10 protein-coding genes are annotated in these 15064 nt (G+C 66.7%); 5 read left to right on the top strand and 5 right to left on the bottom strand.

Annotated features, from left to right (window positions below; translation table 11 throughout):
- Nucleotides 1–158 precede the first annotated feature (158 nt).
- Complete coding sequence (locus AC5P9F_RS08280; RefSeq protein WP_099498273.1) at nucleotides 159–557, bottom strand: hypothetical protein; 399 nt, start codon at nucleotides 555–557, stop codon at nucleotides 159–161.
- Nucleotides 558–595: 38 nt separating this feature from the next.
- Between AC5P9F_RS08280 and AC5P9F_RS08275 the strand changes: the two genes are divergently transcribed.
- From AC5P9F_RS08275 to AC5P9F_RS08260, 4 genes are all read left to right on the top strand, one after another.
- Nucleotides 596–1111: an RNA polymerase sigma factor gene (locus AC5P9F_RS08275; RefSeq protein ID WP_005412945.1), complete on the top strand. Its 516-nt coding sequence runs from the start codon at nucleotides 596–598 to the stop codon at nucleotides 1109–1111.
- Nucleotides 1108–2130 carry a FecR family protein gene (locus tag AC5P9F_RS08270; RefSeq protein ID WP_099498274.1) on the top strand — a complete coding sequence of 341 codons (1023 nt, stop codon included), beginning with the start codon at nucleotides 1108–1110 and terminating at the stop codon, nucleotides 2128–2130. The genes AC5P9F_RS08275 and AC5P9F_RS08270 overlap by 4 nt, the downstream gene beginning before the upstream one ends.
- A 141-nt stretch (nucleotides 2131–2271) precedes the next feature.
- Nucleotides 2272–5205: a TonB-dependent receptor gene (locus AC5P9F_RS08265; protein WP_099498275.1), complete on the top strand. Its 2934-nt coding sequence runs from the start codon at nucleotides 2272–2274 to the stop codon at nucleotides 5203–5205.
- A gap of 10 nt (nucleotides 5206–5215) precedes the next feature.
- Nucleotides 5216–6811 carry an alkaline phosphatase D family protein gene (locus AC5P9F_RS08260; RefSeq protein ID WP_005412948.1) on the top strand — a complete coding sequence of 532 codons (1596 nt, stop codon included), beginning with the start codon at nucleotides 5216–5218 and terminating at the stop codon, nucleotides 6809–6811.
- A gap of 23 nt (nucleotides 6812–6834) precedes the next feature.
- Here AC5P9F_RS08260 and AC5P9F_RS08255 read toward each other — a convergent pair whose 3' ends face one another.
- The 4 genes from AC5P9F_RS08255 to AC5P9F_RS08240 form a co-directional block, all read right to left on the bottom strand.
- Nucleotides 6835–8943, bottom strand: a complete 2109-nt coding sequence (locus AC5P9F_RS08255) for a phosphocholine-specific phospholipase C (RefSeq protein ID WP_099498276.1) — start codon at nucleotides 8941–8943, stop codon at nucleotides 6835–6837.
- An 8-nt stretch (nucleotides 8944–8951) separates the two neighbouring features.
- Nucleotides 8952–11330 carry a TonB-dependent receptor gene (locus AC5P9F_RS08250; RefSeq protein WP_005412950.1) on the bottom strand — a complete coding sequence of 793 codons (2379 nt, stop codon included), beginning with the start codon at nucleotides 11328–11330 and terminating at the stop codon, nucleotides 8952–8954.
- Nucleotides 11331–11450: 120 nt separating this feature from the next.
- The gene (locus tag AC5P9F_RS08245) at nucleotides 11451–12377 is read right to left on the bottom strand and encodes a c-type cytochrome (protein WP_099498277.1); all 927 of its coding nucleotides are present in this window, start codon (nucleotides 12375–12377) and stop codon (nucleotides 11451–11453) included.
- The gene (locus AC5P9F_RS08240; protein ID WP_088610881.1) at nucleotides 12374–13720 is read right to left on the bottom strand and encodes a c-type cytochrome; all 1347 of its coding nucleotides are present in this window, start codon (nucleotides 13718–13720) and stop codon (nucleotides 12374–12376) included. Before AC5P9F_RS08240 ends, AC5P9F_RS08245 begins: the two co-directional genes overlap by 4 nt.
- Before the next feature lie 183 nt (nucleotides 13721–13903).
- Between AC5P9F_RS08240 and AC5P9F_RS08235 the strand changes: the two genes are divergently transcribed.
- Nucleotides 13904–15022, top strand: a complete 1119-nt coding sequence (locus AC5P9F_RS08235) for an alpha/beta fold hydrolase (RefSeq protein ID WP_005409039.1) — start codon at nucleotides 13904–13906, stop codon at nucleotides 15020–15022.
- Nucleotides 15023–15064: the final 42 nt, after the last annotated feature.

Genomic DNA, 15064 nt, shown 5'->3' with positions numbered 1-15064 from the left:
GCGCCGTGACGCGAAGGGCGACCGTGGCGGCCACCGAGAAGACAAGCGTAGGCCTGCCCCCCCACGCTTCGGTAGGCGGGCGGGGCTTGGGTCTCTGGCAAGCAAGGGTTGGTGCCGCGCGCCGTATCATGGGCCGATGCGCTGGGCGCGGCCGCTGATCAGGCCGGGGACAGCCCCGGCAGGAACACCGGGATGATCGCCACGCCGACGCCCAGCAGGCACCAGGCGGCGATGGGCAACCAGCGCGCCAGGCGTTGGGCGGGTTCCGGTGCACGACGACCGCCGATCCACAACAGCAGCGTGAGCACACCCAACGCATAGGCGAGGACGACGATCACCGGATGCACATGGATGACCCGGCTGGGCGGCCACATCTGCTGCTGGTAGGCGGTGGTGTGGGCGACCAGCAGCAGGAACAGCAGGCTGCTGAGGGTGTTGATGGCGGTGCGTGCGTTGATGGGAGCACTCCTTGTGCGGGCTGCCGGGACATTGCAGGGGCCGCATTCTAGCGGCTGCCTGCCGGTCGTTGAAACGCCACTGTCATCGATGGCGGTCACCCTGCGTGGCTTTCCAGCCTCGGGGTGGTTGGCCGGCCGTGAACAGCGTGAGGATCTGGGAGAAGAGCTACGCGCTGCGGCGCCGGCTGCTGCGTGGCTTCTTCCTGCGTCGCGGTTCGGCCAGCGAGGATGCCGAAGACCTGGCGCAGGAGGTCTACCTGCGCCTGCTGCGCAGCACCGGCGAGGATGCCGATGCGGTCGAGAACCCGGAAGCCTACCTGTTCACCGTGGCGGCCAACCTGGCGCGCGAGCATGCGCGCGCGCGGTCGTCGCTGCCGCCGCTGGAAGACGTCGACCTGCTGGCCGAAGTGCTGAAAAGCGAAGAAGACATCGAAGGTGAATTCGAGCGTGCGCAGCGCTGGAACGATATCCGCAGCACCATCGCACGACTGCCGGCGACCACGCGGCGGGTGATGGAACTGCACTACCGCGACGGGCTGGACTGCCCGCGAATCAGCCAGCAGCTGCAGGTGTCGGTGCACATGGTGCGCAAGCACATCGGCAAGGGGCTGGAGGCCTGCAGGAAGGCGCTGGGCGCCAGGGAGCTCACATGAACTGGACCTCATCGCCCGTGGCCGACGACACGATCGCCTGCGAGGCCATGGACTGGTTCCTGCGCAATCGCGAGGGGGCGCTGGATGAGGCCGGGCGCCTCGCGTTCCTGGACTGGATGAAGCGCTCGCCGGAGCACGTGCGCGCCTACATGCACGCCCTTGCGTTGCACCGGCAGGTGGGCGAGGCGCTGCAATCGCCGTTGCCTGACGACGCGGCGGTTCCACCGCGGCAGGTCGCCGCCAAGGTGGTGCCGCTGTTCGGTAGCGTGCACGCGCCGCCGCGCGCTGTGCCGCATCGCGGTCGTGCGCGCTGGTGGGTGGCGGCTGCCGCAGCCTGTATCACCCTGCTCGGCGTGGGCCTGGTTCCGCAGGTGATGCCCACCGAGCAGCTTTACAGTGCCGGACAGGGTGAACTTCGCGACCTGGTGCTGCCCGACCAGACCCAGGTGCGGCTCAACGCGGACAGCCGCCTGCGGGTACGCATGGGCTGGTTCAGCCGCAAGGTGGAGCTGCTGCAGGGTGAGGCCACATTCGACATCGCCCGCGACCGCCGTCCGTTCGAGGTGGCGGTGAACGGCCTGGAGATCCGCGACATCGGCACGGTGTTCGATGTGTCGCGACGGCTGCAGAGCACACGCATCGGCGTGGTCTCCGGCGAGGTGGAGGTATGGAGCCTGGGTGTGGACCCCCGGCGTCTTGCGCAACTGGGCGAAGGCCGGGTGGTGCAGGTCGACGCGCGCAGCCATGCGGTCGAGTCATTGGACCTGCCATTGTCGATGCTGCTGGACTGGCAGCAGCGCAAGGTGTCCTTCCTGGATGAGCGGCTGGACGAGGTGGCCGCTGCCTTCAACCGGCACAACCAGGTGCAGGTACGCGTGCTGGACGAAGGTGCGGCATCGGCACGGTTGTCCGGCAGCCTCGATGCGCATCGCATCGGTGCGCTGCAGGCCTTCCTCGAACGCGACCCGCGCTTCGTGGTGAGGCGCGAAGGCGACACCGTGCGGGTTGGCAGCCGCTGAGGCCCGTGCGGTCGTGGACTGTCAGAAAAAATTCATCGAATCCGCGTTCTCCACTTCGGTGGATGCCGGCTCTTACTTGGGAGAAGCCGCTGCCGATCCGCGCAGGGGCACCTGCTGCCTTCTCTCTTCCAAGGACCCGTGATGCGCAACACGCTCTACCTGTCGATCATCCTCGCCCTGTCCCCCTGCAGCGTGCCGCTGGCCTTCGCCGCCGGTGCCGATGGCCTGGAGGCGCGTGTATCCACGCCGATCGCGGCGCAGCCGTTGGCGCGTGCGCTGGAGCAGCTGTCGCGCGGTTCCGGGGTGCAGTTCCTGTACTCGGCCGGCGGTGATGCCCGCATGGCCGGTGCGGTGCCGCGCGGTGCCACCGTCAGGCAGGCGCTGGACGCGCTGCTGGCCGGTACCGGCCTGGGGTACACCGTGGTGGATGGCAATGTCATCGCCATCGGTCCGGCGCCAGCTCGCAACCAACCGAAGCCGGCCGCGCCGAAGCCGCGCGAGGCCGAGGCAATGGTGGCGCCGACCCTGGACACGGTGAAGGTGATTGCCGCACATGAGGTCATCGACCAGAAGAAGTCGTCGCCGGTGATCAAGGATTCGGTGGTGTATGACGAGATGGACAGCTACGGCGACGAGACCCTGGCCGAGAGCCTGATGGCGGCTCCAGGGCTGAGTGCGGTGGAGGATGCCGGCGAGCCACGTTACGTGACCGTGCGCGGCGTGCAGGCCAACCTCAACTACACCACCATCGATGGCATCGCGATTGCCAGCGTGGGGGGCAGTGGCTCCGGCGAGCGCATGAACAACCTGCAGCTGATTCCCAGCGACATCGGCACCCGTACCGACATCTACAAGAGCTTCAGTGCCGAGCAGGCACCGGATGCGATCGGCGGCGTGATCGACATCATCAGCCGCAGTGCCTTCGACCGGTCAGGCAAGTACGTGTTTGCCGATGTGGCAGGCATCTATTCCACCGCCGAGACCAACGTCGAGCGCAGCGCTGGCGGCAACCACGAGACCCTGGGTCACTTCGGCAAGAGCGCCAAGATGGTGTTCTCCAACCAGTTTGGTGTCGACCAGCAGTTCGGCATCGTTGCGGTGGCACGCTACGAGCAGCGTTCGCGCAACAGCGTCAAGCGCTGGGTGGAGTCGAACTACTACTACAACGACGCTGGCAAATACCTCACCGACGGTACCACGGGTCCGGACCAGGCCAAGGGCTGGAACGGGCTGCGTGCGCCTGGCAACTTCAGCACTGGCACCTATACCAACTTCATCACCAACTTCGGTGGCTCCGCCAAGCTTGAGTGGAAGCCCTCGGATGATCCGTTCTACGCATCGCTGCTGCTGTATTCGTACCGGTTCTACGAGAACTCGACGATGAACAAGACGGATCTGTACGGCAACGCCAAGTTTCCGGTCCGCAACCAGGCCGAAGACAGCGGCACCACCCAGATCAACAGCATCTACATCAAGAACCGCCACGACCGCTGGGACCGCAGCAACCGTGGCGCCATCGCCAGCTTCAACTGGGACATGGGTGACCGTTCGCGGCTGACCCTGCGCGGTGGCCATACCGAAGAGACCTTCCACAACAGCCAGGTCTACTGGGGCGTGCGCGCCTATCCAAGCAATCTGTTCGTCGACTACGAGAACGACAGCCACGGTTTCCCCAACTCGGTGGCCGTTTCCGATTCCAGCCTGCTGACCAGTTCCGCATTCAAGCTCAATCCGGCGCAGGCCTACGTCTCCCCGCGCGATGCCAAGGAGAGCATCGACAACCTGCGCGCCGACTTCAGCTACAACATCGACGCCGATGCGAGAGGTTTCGGCCTGGCCGCCGGCGCCGAGTACCGCCACCTGAAGATCTGGCAGGACATCGACTTCGACTATTTCAAGAGCAGTGCCACGCTCAACGACTACCTGTATCCGGGTTCGACGCTGCTGGGCAGCGTGCCGGGCTTCCCGCTGATCGACAACCGCAAGTGGAACGAGCAACTGCTGCCGAAACTGGGCAACAACAATGCGGCGTATCCGAATGCCAACTTCACCAGTGACTACAAGTACGTGGAGGACATCACCAATGCCTATGTGTCCGCGCACTACGCCTGGGACCGGCTGCTGCTGATCGGCGGCCTGCGCTACGACCACACCCGCTTCGATGCCTACAGTCCGTTCAGCGATGATGGCGGCACTACCTATACCTCCGCGTTCCGCAACACGAGCGGTGGCTACAACAATCTGCTGCCCTCGTTGAACGCAACCTTCAAGCTCACCGAGGACCAGCGCCTGCGCTTCTCCGCCAGCCGCACGCTGGGCCGGCCGACGCCGAGCAACATCGCCCAGGCCACCAGCACCAGCTGTGGCGATGACGAGGAGGGCAGGGGCTTCTGCAGCATCAAGCAGGGCAATGCCGACCTGCAGCCGCGCCGTTCCACCAACATCGACCTGGCGTGGGACCTGTATTTCAACGGCAACAACGGCCTGGTCTCGGTGGCGCTGTTCGACAAGGTGATCAAGGACGACATCTACACCCTGACCACCTTCGAGGACGTGGGTGATACCCGCTACCGGGTGACCCAGCCGATGAACACCGATGAGTCCAAGCTGCGCGGTGTCGAGTTCGCGGTGGCCAACCGCAACCTGCAGTGGGGCCGCCAGCGCTTCGACATGTACTTCAACGCCACGCGGCTGGAAGGCCAGACCAACTACCGCATCAGTGATGGCACCGAGCGCCGCCTGGACCGGCTGCTGTACCAGCCGGACTGGTCGCTCAACGGTTCGGTGATCTGGCGCATGCCGTGGAAGAGCGCGCAGCTGCGCCTGTCCGGCACCTACCGCAGCCGGATGCTGGTCGACTTCGGCGACACCCAGTGGCTGGATTCGTACTACGACCCGTACATGACCTTCAACATGGGCTTCAGCCACAAGGTCAGCAAGCACGTGACGCTGAAGTACGAGGCCAAGAACCTGTTCAACACCCAGCCGACCTACAGCACCGGCCCGAACGGGCGCTTCCGTACCGAGATCGACGACTACGGCCGCTTCTTCTACTTCCACATCATCTACAACTGAGGGCACACCCGTGGAGACGATCAATCGCAGGCGATTCCTGGCCCTGGCCGGCCTGTCCGCTGCCGGTGCCTGGATGGGCACGGCACACGCGCTGGCCGCGCAGGCCGATGCCACCGCGCTGAACCCGCGCAACCTGCTGGCCAAGCCGCGCTTTGCCAGCACACCCTTCACCCTGGGCGTGGCCTCGGGTGATCCCTCGGCCGATGGCATGGTGCTGTGGACGCGCCTGGCGACCGAACCGCTGGTGTTCGGCGGCGGCATGCCGACCCGGCCGATGCTGGTCGAGTGGCAACTGGCCGCAGACGAAGGCATGCGCAGGGTGGTACGCCAGGGGGCGGCGATGGCGCATCCCGAACTCGGCCACGCCGTGCACGTGGAGCTGGACGGGTTGGCGCCCGGACGGCCCTACTGGTACCGCTTCAGCGTCGGTGGCCACGCCAGTGCGGTCGGTTGCACCCGCACGCTGCCCGCAGCCACGGCCGCGGTGGATCGCGTGCGCTTTGCGGTGGCCGGTTGCCAGCACTACGAAGAAGGCCACTACACTGCGTGGCGGCGCATTGCCGAAGAACCGCTTGATTTCGTCTTCCACTATGGTGACTACATCTACGAAGGCGAAAGCCAGCCGGGCCTGCGGAAGATGAACGGCCAGCCGTTCACCAACCTGCGCAACCACGTCGGCCCGCAGATCTACACGCTGGATGATTACCGCCGCCGCTACGCCCAGTACAAGAGCGATGCCGACCTGCAGGCCGCGCATGCGGCGGCACCGTGGTTCGTCACCTTTGACGACCATGAAGTGGACAACAACTGGGCCGGCGCCGAAGACCAGGATGACACGCCCAGCGAAGTATTCCTGCTGCGCCGCGCACAGGCGTTCCAGGCCTACTACGAGAACATGCCGTTGCGCCGTTCGGCATTCCCGCGCGATGGCCACATGCAGATGTACCGACGTGCACGCTACGGCACGCTGATGGACCTGCACCTGCTCGACACCCGCCAGTACCGCAGCAAGCAGGTGAACATGGCGCTGCGTGACGAGGTGGAATCGCCGGAGCGCAGCATTGTGGGGGCGAAGCAGGAGCGCTGGCTGTTCGACGGCCTGGCCGATGCCGCACCGCGCTGGCACACCATCGCCCACCAGGTGGCGCTGGGCAACTACATGCGCGAGAAGGACGGGGTGGTGCAGTCGTCCGACGACCAGTGGTCGGGCTATCTGGACAGCCGCCGGCGCCTGCTCGACCACATCCAGAAGGTGGGCTTCGGCAACGTGGTGACCGCCTGCGGCGACGCGCATCGCCACTATGCCAGCGATCTGGTGCAGGACCACCGTGACTCGGGCGTGATCTCCAGCGAGTTCCTCGCCACGTCGATCACCTCCGGCGCCGATGGCCAGGGTGTGGACGCGTATGCCAGGAACCAGCTTGCGCACAGCCCCTATCTGAAGGCGACCACCGACAAGCGTGGCTACGTGCTGTGCGATGTCACCCGCGATGCGTGGATCGGCGACATGAAGACGCTGGATACCGTGATGCAGCCGAATGGCGCGGTGCAGAGCTGGAAGCGCTATGCGGTGGAGCACGGCCGGCCGGGGCTGCAGGAGGCCTGAATCTACCGCTCTACAGAGATCCTTCAATCCTGCTCGAACCGCAGTGGTTCGCTGCCCATCGCCGGGTCACTGGTGCCGGGGCGCCCATCCTCGGCGCGACCGGCCAGGCGCAGCATGCTCTCGCCCGCGCCGATCTGCAGGTCATACCAGCCCGCCGTGGGCGTTGCGTCCCACGCCAACGCGGTTTCTGCGTGTGCGGGTAGTACCAGCGCCTGATCGGGCATGTGCCCGGCATAGGCACCAGGCTGCACACGCACCTGCTGCGCGCCGTCACCCAGGTTGCGCAGCCGCAGCCGCAGTTGGCCATCCGTGCGATCAATTGAAGCCTGCAGCGCAGGATCCTTGGCCGCCCCCTGGAAGTGGCGGTGGAAGCCGTTCGGGCCCAGCAGCCACAGGTCATAGCGGCCCTGGGCATCAAGCGGCCAGCGCTCGCGCAGCGCCATGCCCGGGAGCAGCGTGTAGCGGCGCGGCACCGCATCCAGCCGCAGCCGGTCGTAGACATGCAGCACTGCCGCCGCGCCTTCGCAGGATAGCGCCAGATCCACGCCCGAGGCGTCCACCGCAGCCATCGATGCCTGCGGCCGATAGGGCAGGGCGCGCGCCGGGCGTATGCCGACGTCCTGCTTCGCTGGTTTCAGCCCCTCCGGCAGCGCCGGCACGGTTCGCCCTGGCAACGCAGCGGCGCGTGCGGCCACCGCGCTCACGTCGGGCAGGCCGCGTACGAACGGGCGGGTATCGCGCTGGGCGAAGTCGAAGGCACCCGTCAGGTCACCGCAGACCGCGCGGCGCCACGGCGAGATGTCCGGTGCGGCCACGCCAAAGCGGCGTTCGATCAGTCGAATGACCGAGGTGTGGTCGTAGACCTGCGAGTCGACCCAGCCACCCCGACTCCATGGCGAGATCACATACAGCGGCACGCGCGGGCCCAGTCCATACGGGCGGCCGCGCAGTTCGGCGGCATCGTACTTCTCGTCGCCCGGTGCGGGATGGCGGTGGTATTCGCCCTCGGTACTGACCGAGGACGCACCCGCCCAGCCGCCATCCACCGGCGAAGGCGGTGCCGGTGGCGGCATGTGGTCGAAGAAGCCGTCGTTCTCATCGAACATCAGCAGCAGGGCGGTGCGGCTCCAGACTTCCGGATCGGCAGTCAGCGCATCCAGCACGCGCGCGGTATAGGCCGCGCCCTGCGCCGGACTGGAGGGTCCGGGGTGCTCGCTGCCGGCCGCGTCGGCGATGATGAAGCTGACCTGCGGCAGGCGCCCGTCGAGTACGTCCTGGCGCAGCTGTGGCAGGCCACGGGTGCTGACCCCGCGTGCGCGCAGTTGCGGGTCATGCCCGGGTGCAGCACTGTACGCCCGACGGAACGCCTCGAAGCCGGCCAGCGGGTTGTCGGTGAAGTTGTCCGCCATGTCCTGGTAGATCTGCCAGGACACGCCGGCCTTCTGCAGGCGCTCGACATAGCTGGTCCAGCGGTAGGACGCCGGATGCCCGCCGTGTTCGGGGAAGTTGTCATGCGAGTTGGCGATCACCGGGCCGCCGGCGCGGGCCTGTGCATCGTTGTGGCCGGTCCACAGGAACACCCGGTTCGGATTGGTGCCGGCCTGCATCGCGCAGTGATAGGCGTCGCAGATCGTGAACGCATCGGCCAGCGCGAACTGGAACGGCATGTCGCTGCGCTGGAAGTAGCCCATGGAGTGGTTCTGCTTGGCCTTCGGCCAGTGCCCCATGCGGCCGTGGTCCCAGGCGCGCTGCGCATCGGGCCAGGTGTGCGGCGTGCCTTCCACCCGCATGTAGCCGAAGTGCGCGGCGGTATCCAGCGGGAACGGTGCGATCGCCCGCGTGCCACTCGCGTCGGGCTGCAGCCACAGGCTGCGCGCGCGGCCACCGGCCTGCAGCGCGGCGGCCGGGGCCACGAAGCGGTCACCGAAACCACGTACGCCCGGCAGCGTGCCGAAGTAGTGGTCGAACGAACGGTTCTCCTGCATGAACACCACGATGTGCTGCAGGTCTTCGAGGCTGCGCGTCTGCGCGGCGGGGGCGATCGCTGCGGCCCGTGCGATGCTGGGCAGCAGCGGGGCAAGGCCGGCGGCAACGCCGGCCTGCAACAACCGGCGTCGGCCGATATCGGTCACGGGCTCACTCACAGGTCCACGCGGAAGGAGATGCCGACGGTGCGCGGGGCGCCGATGAAGGCGTTGTCGCGGCCGTCCACCCCCGCAAGATACCGCTTATCGGTGAGGTTGCTCACCACCAGGTTGGCACCCATGCCCTTCAGGCGCGGCGACAGGCCCTGCAGGTCGAAGCCGATGTTGGCATTGAACACGGTGGCCGAGGGCAGCTTGTTGACGTTGGCGGCATCAAGGTAGCGCGTGCCCAGGTACCGTCCGGAGAGGCCGAAGTTCCAGTTGGCGCCCTGCCAGTCGGCCGACAGCACCAGGGTGTTCTCCGGCTGGCCGATCACCTTGGCGCCGTCGACGATGCCCAGCTGGGTATCGCGGGCGGCATTGCCACTGCCCAGGTATTTGGAGCGGTTGTAGGTGTAGGCCGCGTTGATCCGCCAGCCATTGTCCCACCCATAGCCGAACGCCGCTTCCAGGCCGTTGCTTTCCACGCCACCGAAGTTCTCATAGACGCCGTCGGTCTCGCCCAGGTAGTCGATGCCGCTGACGAAGCCCGCCGGCAGGTAGACGATGCGGTTGTCGAACTTGATGTTGTAAAGCGTGACCGAGGCGGTCAGCGGCCAGCGGCTGATGCGCATGCCCACTTCGATGTTGTCGGCGGTCTCCGGTTCGACATTGCGGAAGCGCTGCGGATCGGTCTCGCCAAGTACGCCTGATGGAATGGCGGCGAAATTCTGCGAGAAGCCGGCGAACAGCTCCATGCCTTCCACGCCCGGTGCCCAGGTGAAGCCGGTCGACAGCAGCGGATCGGACCTGGAATCGGATTTCACGTGCTCGCTGGCACCGATCACGCGGCGGCGCGACTGGTCGACGAAGAACTGCTTCACGCCCAGGCGGGCACTGAACGGCCCGAAGCGGGCCACGTCCTCGACGTAGTACATCTGCTCGTCAACCTTGTACTTGTCCTCGAACTGCACCCAGTACGGCTGATGGTCGAAGGCGATGTCCTGGCCGACGTTGAGCAGGCGGTGCCAGTCACGGCGTGCCGAACGGTCCAGCTTCTCTACCCACAGGCCGCCACGGATCGTGTTGTCGATCGCACCGAAGGTCTGCCGCCATTCGACGTCGGCGGTCACGCCCATGCGGTCGTTGTCGTAGTGGGTGTGGCGGTAGGACTGCGCGCCCAGCACGTTGCCCGCGTAGCAGTTCGGATCGTACTCGGCGGTGAAGCCCAGGCGCGGGGTGCAGCTGGCCAGGCGCTGCGCGGCGCTGCCATCGGGATTGACGAAGAAGATCTGGCCGCGGTTGCTGCCGCCGTACACGGTTTTGCCACCGAGATATTCCGATTCGGGGCGGCCCGCACCCTCATCGCTGACCTGTGCCAGGTAAGGTGGAAGCCAGTCGCCACGACCTTGCATGCGGTGCCCGTAGGCGGCCACCGAGGCCTTGAACCCGTTGCCGCCGTCGAAGGCCGCACGCAGGTAACCAAAGGTGTTCTCGCGCAGCGCACGCGAGCCGGAACGGTAGTTCTGGTCCAGATACGGAATGCCGGTGAGGGTGCCAACCAGGTTGTCGCGATCCGGATTGGTGGCAAAGCCCTTCGGTGAGACGCTGGTGTATTCCGGCTCGTCGGCATCGTTGTAGGACAGGTAGCCGGTCAGGGTCCAGCGATCCAGTTCGGTGATGAACTTGCCGGCGATGTGGTCGTTGCTGGCGTGGCCGGTGCCGTCGATCCAGTCGTGCACCTTCGACGAGGAGGCGCTGATCCACGCGCGGGTGTGGCCGCCGAGCAGGCCGGTGTCGTAGCGCACGTAGTACTTGCGCGCCTCGTTGTCACCGGCGCCGACCACGAAGCGCAGGCGGCTGTCCTGCATCGGGTCGCTGGTGAGGAAGTTGAGCGTGCCGCCGAGGGCTTCGTTCGAGCGCGAGGAGATGTCAGCGGTGCCCTGGCTGACTTCCACCGTTTCCAGGTCCAGGGTGTCGATGTAGCGGTTGGCCAGCGAGCCGCCGCCGTAGCCGGAGCCGCCGTTGGGCAGGCCGTCGATGGTGGTGCCGATCTGCTGGGTGTCGCGGTTGGTGACGAAGCCACGCATGCTGATCTGCGTACCCCACACCGACGAGCCGGTGGCATCGGCTTCGCTGACCACCACGCCAGGTACCTCGTTGAGCGCGTCGTTGACGCTGCTCATCACGGTCTGCCGGTTCAGCGTTTCCGCACGCACCGAAGTCTTCGCATAGCTGGTGGCCTGGCCGATCACCTGCACCTGGTCGAGGGTACGCGCATCGCTGCTGCGCGCTTCGCCCGTATCGCCCTGCGGTGCTTCTGCGAGGGCGTCCAGGGTGGGGGCGATCAGCAGGGCAAGCAGCGAAACACGGGGAAAGCGCGCAATCGTTCGCATTGATACCGGACCTTGGGGGGAGAGAAGCCCCCGAGTGTCGACAGCACCAATGACATCGACATGACGTAGAGATGCAGGAACCGTGTTGTGTGACGGCCGACGCCCCCGGCCGCCTGCCTGTCAGTACCGCGCGTCCTTGGGTTTCGGGTCGCGCGGCCAGTCCTTGGCCTTGTTGGCGAAGTCCGGGCGTGGCTGGTTGATGAAGTGGCTGGCGATGTCCACCGCATCCTGGTCGGGCATCACCTGCTGCCCAAGCGGGGGCTTGCGGGTCACCGCCGGTGGCATGTTGTGCTTGACGAAGCCGGCGGCCTTGTACAGGCGCGCCATGCCCGCGCCGATGTTGAAGCTGTGGTCGCCCCATAGCGGCGGGAAGGCGATGTCACCGCTGGCGTCGCGCCGTCCTTCGCCGTTGTCGCCATGGCAGGCGGCGCACTGCACGGCGTACAGCGCCTGGCCGCGGACCGGGTCCGGGGTCAGCGTGCTGTCGATCGGTCCCTCACTGGGGGCGGCTACCTTTGCACCTTCTGGCACACGACTGCTCAACCACGCCATGTAATCGAGCATCGCACGCATCTGCGGCGAGTCCTTCGGCAGCGGCTTGCCGTTCATCGAACGCTGCAGGCAGCCGTTGATGCGCTCGGTCAGCCCGATCACCTTGCCCGGACGCGGCATGTAGCGCGGATAGGCGCCGCCGCCGGTATTGAAGTAGTGATTGCCGAAAGGCCGCTTGCCCTCGGCCATGTGGCACGAGTTGCAGTTCAGATCGTTGCCGACATTGTCCGGCAGCAGCCGTGCGGTCTCGTTGAGGATGCGGCGGCCGAGCATCACCGATTCGGCATTGCCGAGCCCGGCGATTTCTTCGGCGCTGGGCGCATGGTAGTGCCCGACCACCTTGCCCTGCGCATCGAGGATATCGATCGTGCTGGCCACGGCGGCATCCAGGTCCGGGAACAGATGACGGTAAGCGAGGGTACCGGCGCCGGCCAGCAGCACGAGGGTGATCGCACTGCCGATCAGCAGGCGGGAGCGTTTGCGCGAACGTTTCATCGTGCGGCCTCCTGCGGAACGTAGTGCACCGGCTTGTCGCGCACCACCCGGCGCATGCGCGCCACGTCGACCTCGCTCACTGCACTGGCGTGGTTGCCCCAGCTGCTGCGGATGAAGGTCAGGATCTGTGCCAGCTGCGCATTCGGCAGCTGCTCGAAGCCGGGCATGGTGAAGGCCATGCGGTCATGCGGGGTATGCGGCGTGCGGCCGCCGATCAAGGTCACCTGCACCAGCGAGCTGGGGTCATCGGCGAACACGATCGAGTTGCCGGCCAAGGCTGGATAGACGCGCGGCATGCCGCGCCCGTCGGCGCGGTGGCAGGCCTGGCAGTGCTCGGCATAGGCCAGCGAACCGGCCACGCGGTAGTCGCCGCTACGCAGTGCGGCGGTGGTGGTGTCGGTACCGGGCGACCACTGTGCGCTGCGTCCTTCGCGGGCGGGCAGCTGCTTCAGGTAGCGTGCCATCGCCAGCAGGTCGGCGTCGGACAGGTACTGCGTGCTGTGCTCGACCACGTCGGCCATGCCGCCGAAGGCTGCCGAGCGATCGGTGCGACCGGTGCGCAGGAAGTCGACGATCTCGCCCTCGCTCCAGCTGGCCAGGCCGGTCGACTCGTTGCGCAGGTTCTTCGCATACCAGCCTTCCAGTACCGAGCCGGACAGGAACTGGCGGCTGCCATCATCGGCCATCGCCTTTTCCTGGAACGCCAAGCCGCGTGGCGTGTGGCAGGCACCGCAGTGGGCCAGGCCTTCCACCAGTTCGGCGCCGCGCTGCTGGCTGGCATCCAGCGACGGATCCGGGTTGAACGTGCGCGGGCGTGCGAACAGCAGCTGCCACCAGGCCAGTGGCCAGCGCATGTTGGCCGGCCACGGGATCGTGCTGTCGGCGTTGTCCTGCTTCACCGGTTGCACCGAGCCCATGAAGTAGGCGTACAGCGCCTTGATCTCGGCGTCGCTGGCGATCACGTACGAGGCGTACGGCATGGCCGGATACAACGGCTGCCCATCGTGGCGGATGCCGCGACGTACCGCGCGCTCGAAGTCGGCGTAGTCGTAGGCGCCAATGCCGGTGTCCGGATCGGGCGTGATGTTGGTCGAGTAGATCGTGCCCATCGGCGTCTGCATGCCGAGGCCACCGGCGAACGGCTTGCCGCCGGGCGCGGTGTGGCAGGCCGCGCAGTCGGCCGCGCGCGACAGGTATTGTCCCTGCGCGATCAATGCCGGATCGTGGATGTCGACCTGCGCGGCCTGTCGCGGTGCGAACCAGTAGGGCGTGGTGCGGGCGACGCCGTAGGCGGCGGCCAGCGTGGCGGCCAGGGCAATGGCGAGCTTGAACGAGGTGCGCATGGCGGCACTGTGGGCAATCCCGCGCGCGCGTTCATTGATCCGGATCAATGACTGAACAGATACAGCTTGTACACCAAGCTGAATCCTTCCTGCGTTGTCATCAAGCCGTCATCCATGCGCGATAGATGGCCCACGCGCGCGTCGCTAATCTGCCACGCTGTCGCACCTTTTCCCCGATTGCCCATGAAGCGCCTGCTGCTGTTGTTGCTGGCGTGCGCCGGCCTGTGGCTGGCTGCATGCTCGTCCTCGATCAATGCCTCGTCCACCTCGCTTGCCGATCGGCTGATCGCGCCGGGTGGCGTATCGACCCTGCTCGATCGTCCGCGCATTGCCGCGGCCATTGCCGAACTGCCCAATCGCCACGGCTTCGCGCCGGGCCGCGATGGCGTGCCGATCTTCTGGCGTGTGTTCGATCCTGGCGATTACGGCGCGCGTTACCACTACCTGCCGCAGCGCCACGAGAACGGCCTGCCGCTGGATACCGGCCTGAGCCTGGCAGTACCGCAGCCGTTCCGCGCGCAGGCACCGCGCGGTACCGTGGTGCTGCTGCACGGCTGGATGATGAACGGTGATTCGATGCTGCCGTGGTCGTTGCAGTTGGCCGAATCCGGCTACCGCGTGGTCACGCTTGACCTGCGCAACCATGGACAGTCCGGTACCGGGCCGTCGGGCTATGGCACCTATGAATCCGATGACGTGGTGGATGTGATCGGCGAGCTGCGCGCGCGTGGTGAAGTAACCGGCCCGCTGTACCTGTTCGGCGTGTCCTATGGCGCCGCCACAGCGGTATTCACCGCCGACAAGCTCGGCGACCAGGTGGAAGGGGTGGTGGCGATGGAATCGTTCGCCAATGCCGGTGTGGCGATCCGCACGATGATTCCACACCTGATGGGACTGCAGCCGGAAGGCCTGAAGGCGCAGGCGATGGCGTCGTACGCGCGCTGGCGCTACGGCGGCCAGGACATCAACCAGGTGATCGCCGCCGCCAGCCGCCGTATCGACGTCGATCTGGACCGCGTGGACGTAGCGCGCGCGCTGGCCGATACCCGCGCCTGCGTGCTGCTGCTGCACGGCCAGGGCGACCAGCACATTCCGGTCAGCCAGGGCCGCGAACTGGCCCAGGCCAACCCGCGCGCGCACTACATCGAGATGCGCGGCGAGGACCACATCACACTGCCGCTGCGGCTGGACCTGCTGGCCGGCGTGGTCGATGACTGGATGGCGCGCGATGAGCACCACCCGAAGAGCGCCTGTCCGGCCCCACAGCTGCCGGCCCAGGCCGAGTGGCTGGCCCACCGCTGAAAAAAGGGGACGGAGGGGATTAAGTCGTTTCCCGCACAGCTG

Source organism: Stenotrophomonas sp. YJH_SMC_4, assembly GCF_059371575.1.
Note: the sequence above shows the minus strand (reverse complement) of the source record. Positions and strands in the feature narration are given on the sequence as shown.

Coding starts and splice junctions, on each gene's coding strand:
- AC5P9F_RS08240 (WP_088610881.1), bottom strand. CDS start 13,720: ATGCGCACCTCGTTCAAGCTCGCCATTGCCCTGGCCGCCACGCTGGCC.
- AC5P9F_RS08270 (WP_099498274.1), top strand. CDS start 1,108: ATGAACTGGACCTCATCGCCCGTGGCCGACGACACGATCGCCTGCGAG.
- AC5P9F_RS08250 (WP_005412950.1), bottom strand. CDS start 11,330: ATGCGAACGATTGCGCGCTTTCCCCGTGTTTCGCTGCTTGCCCTGCTG.
- AC5P9F_RS08235 (WP_005409039.1), top strand. CDS start 13,904: ATGAAGCGCCTGCTGCTGTTGTTGCTGGCGTGCGCCGGCCTGTGGCTG.
- AC5P9F_RS08245 (WP_099498277.1), bottom strand. CDS start 12,377: ATGAAACGTTCGCGCAAACGCTCCCGCCTGCTGATCGGCAGTGCGATC.
- AC5P9F_RS08265 (WP_099498275.1), top strand. CDS start 2,272: ATGCGCAACACGCTCTACCTGTCGATCATCCTCGCCCTGTCCCCCTGC.